The organism is Chloroflexus sp., assembly GCF_034435895.1.
Taxonomy (GTDB): Bacteria; Chloroflexota; Chloroflexia; order Chloroflexales; family Chloroflexaceae; genus Chloroflexus.
The window spans coordinates 1-3,077 of the sequence record NZ_DAOTWH010000269.1; the positions used below are offsets into that span (position 1 = coordinate 1).

Here is a 3,077-nt window from a genome sequence, read left to right on the forward strand (position 1 = left end):
CCGCCGCCGCCTCAAGCTGCTCTAACGCCGCGACGGCGCGCTCTAGCTCGCGCTGCGCCGGGGCTATCACTGCGGCGTGATCGGCCAGCTCATTGCCAAACTGCGGCAACCGCTCAGCGACGCCGGTCAGGACTTTTTTTGCTTGATCGACATCCTCCTGCGCTTCGCGGGCCAGCGCATCGAGTTCGGCGCGGCGCTGCTCAAGCGCGTGCAACCGCGCAGCGACCGCAGCCGCCTTTTCCTGCAACTGCTCGCAAGCCGCGGCAGCCGCAGCCAACGCCTCTAATGACGGCTTCGCTTCGCGGTTCAGTTGCTCGCCGATCTCATCAAAAGCGACCTTGAGCTCGGTAAAGGTGCTGCGCGCCGCTTCTTGCATATTGGCCAACTCAGCCACCGCCGCCGGCGAGTACGAAACCCGGTCGTATTTAGCCTTTTCCGCGGCATTGGCAAACCGCTGGCCGAGCTGCACCATCAACCCGCCCACCTGTTCGCGCGCATCGCGCAAACGCTTCTCGGCGGCCTGCCGCGTCTGCCGGCGGCGACGCAATTGGTACGCGCCCGCCCCCGCCGCCGCCGCGCCGGCCAAACCCAACCCGCCGATCACCACCGGCGTCAAATCGGTATTGATCGTCACGCCGCCGCCGGGCCGGGGCGGATTCACAATCGACTCTTCGATCGCCCTCAAGGCGCTGGTCACGCCGCGGGTAAAGTCACCGGCGGCCAGACCGGGGTTAAGCTGGGTCAAGCGAATCGTCTCGAAATTATCGTTCACCGCCAGCGCCGCATTCCACTCATCGCCGAAAACGATCGCGCTATAGCGGTTGTTGATCGCAACATAGATCGCAATCAAATTCGAGCGCACCGAACCATCGCTGCGGCCAAGGTCATCGACGATCAAGCGGCGATCAAAATCGGTCTCGCCACCGTTATCGACCACATACACCGCCACCTGCGCGCCGCGCCGGATCAGCGGGCCAGCAGCGGCTTGCACCGCCGATTCGTTCAACAGGCCACCCGGATCGAACAGTACCAGCCGGCCTTGAGCCAATACCGGCGTAAGCAGCAGCAGGCCAAGCGCCAACCCAACCAACCAGCGAATGCTCCTACCCATGGGCATACTCCTTTGCCCGCCGAAGACGCACCCATCCCGCACTCTATCATTCTACCTGCTTAACAGTACGTTTGCACAGCATAAATCGTTGCATATTGCGGGATGTATCGTTTCACCCTCAGCCCCAGCCCTTTCGGGGGTATGTTTACCGCAGAGGACGCGGAGGGTGGTGTTAGCTCGCGGCGCACACGGCGGACATCTGTCCCGGCCCCGCGGTCGAAGAGCCACGAAGCGACACTAACGGCACAAACTAGCACGTTTTGGTGCGTTTTGTGGCTCTTCCACCCCCTGCGCGGGCTGACGGAGCGCGGGCAGCTCGCCCGCAGCGCGGCCCTTTCACCTCACGGCCTTGGCGTCCCGCTCCCCGGCGCCGGCAAATCACGGAAATCGGCGGGAGGCGTCAGCCGGATCGATCCATTGATGTCACTGAGTTGCACATCGAGCGCGAACGAGAAGGGTTGCGCTTGACCTTGCGGATCGGTCGCAGTGCCATTGAAAGTGATGGTAAGCTGGCGCAGATACCCGTCTTCGCACACCCAAACCTGCGCTGTCGCGTCAGTGATCGCACTTTCAGGCAACTGCGTCGGAAGGCCGACCGCGCCAAGGCTGGCGAACAGGGCCGTTGTTGCCTCGCGATCACCGCGATACTCTTGGCAACGCACACCGTCGCGCTCAGCGGTCGCACCAGCGGTAAAGCGGCTGAAATCGGCGCCGGCGCTGCCCACTGCGCTCAATATCGTATCAACCTGCGCGGGCGGCGTGGCAATCACGCTCTGTTCGAGCGCCAACCGGTACCAGACATCATCAGGCGCGCCGAGAAAGGTCAGCGGGCCGCGGGCATAACTTACTCCTCCCACGGTCATCGCCTGCAAGCCGCGAGTCACGTCAGCGCCGAGAAATGCCGCCAGAAAGCCGCGCAACGTAAACGAGACATCAGCGCCGGCGAATTGCGCATCAAGCCCCAGCAGTTCAGTTGTCGCACTGCCCACATTGAACCCGCCGACTAAACCGCTGCCGCGCAACACCAACTGCATCCGGTAGGTATCAATATTAGCCGTTTGGCGAATTGCCGCCGGAATCGCTCCACCCGCCGGCGCAGCGGTAGCAGTTGGGAGAGGCGTCGGTGTTGGTGAAGGGGTTGGCGAGGGAACCGGCGATGGCGTGGCCGTTGGCGGCAACGGGGTCGGCGTCGGCGCCGGCGACGCAGCGCAACCGGCTATGAAGACAGCTATCAGGGCAAGCACAACAAGGCGCACAACGATCATCCTTTCATTTCGATCAGGCGATGGGTTGAGCCAAATATCAGTGTACAGCGTCGCTGTGCCCGTACCATATCGGCATCCCAGCTTGATTATAGCAGCGAAGGATGGCAGACGACAAGGCGAATACGCTAGCCAAACGCTGGCTGGCGCGGTATCATGGGTCACAGAGACATTGCTGTGCAACGCCGGCAAACAGCCTCCATTGTTGCATTCTGCGCATAATCGCAGTATGATATGTCAAAAGCGTACATAGACAGGAGGCGAACGATGGATTTCTGGATTATGGTCGGGATCGTTATTTTTGTCTTTATCGGGCAAGCCGTCCTGTGGTCGTGGGTCATTATCCAGCGCAACAAGGTCGCACCCGACGTCAAGATTTTCAACTGGCGCGAACTGTCGCAAGCGTTTGACCGCTGGCTCGCCGAGCGCCAACGCCGGCGGCAGAACCGCTCGTTCCGGTAAGCGGGCCGCGTTGCAAACCAGCTTAGCAACTGTTGCTTACCGCAGAGGACGCTGCGGCGAATTGCGGCGTCCTCTTTATTTGTATAAAGCGGCAGGGAACCTGCCGCACTCCATAGCAATATGATCAGAGGTAAGCGCGCGTTAAGGGTGCAAACGTTTTGGCGTGCGGCAGGTTCCCTGCCGCACGCCAAAACGTTTGCACCCTTAACGCGCGCTTACCTCTGATCATATTGCTATGGCGT

At 61.4% G+C, this 3,077-nt stretch carries 2 protein-coding genes and 1 pseudogene; 1 reads left to right on the forward strand and 2 read right to left on the reverse strand.

Features of this window, described 5'->3' with window-relative positions:
• Together U9R81_RS15335 and U9R81_RS15340 are read right to left on the reverse strand one after the other, a co-directional pair.
• A pseudogene (locus tag U9R81_RS15335) lies at positions 1 to 1,111 on the reverse strand (TPM domain-containing protein); the annotation flags it as partial.
• Between the two features lie 341 nt (positions 1,112 to 1,452).
• Positions 1,453 to 2,367: a hypothetical protein gene (locus U9R81_RS15340; RefSeq protein ID WP_322496305.1), complete on the reverse strand. Its 915-nt coding sequence runs from the start codon at positions 2,365 to 2,367 to the stop codon at positions 1,453 to 1,455.
• A gap of 273 nt (positions 2,368 to 2,640) precedes the next feature.
• On the opposite strand from U9R81_RS15340, the gene U9R81_RS15345 reads away from it, so the two are divergent.
• On the forward strand, positions 2,641 to 2,835 hold the full coding sequence (locus tag U9R81_RS15345; protein WP_066783033.1) for a hypothetical protein: 195 nt from the start codon (positions 2,641 to 2,643) through the stop codon (positions 2,833 to 2,835).
• Positions 2,836 to 3,077 lie beyond the last annotated feature (242 nt).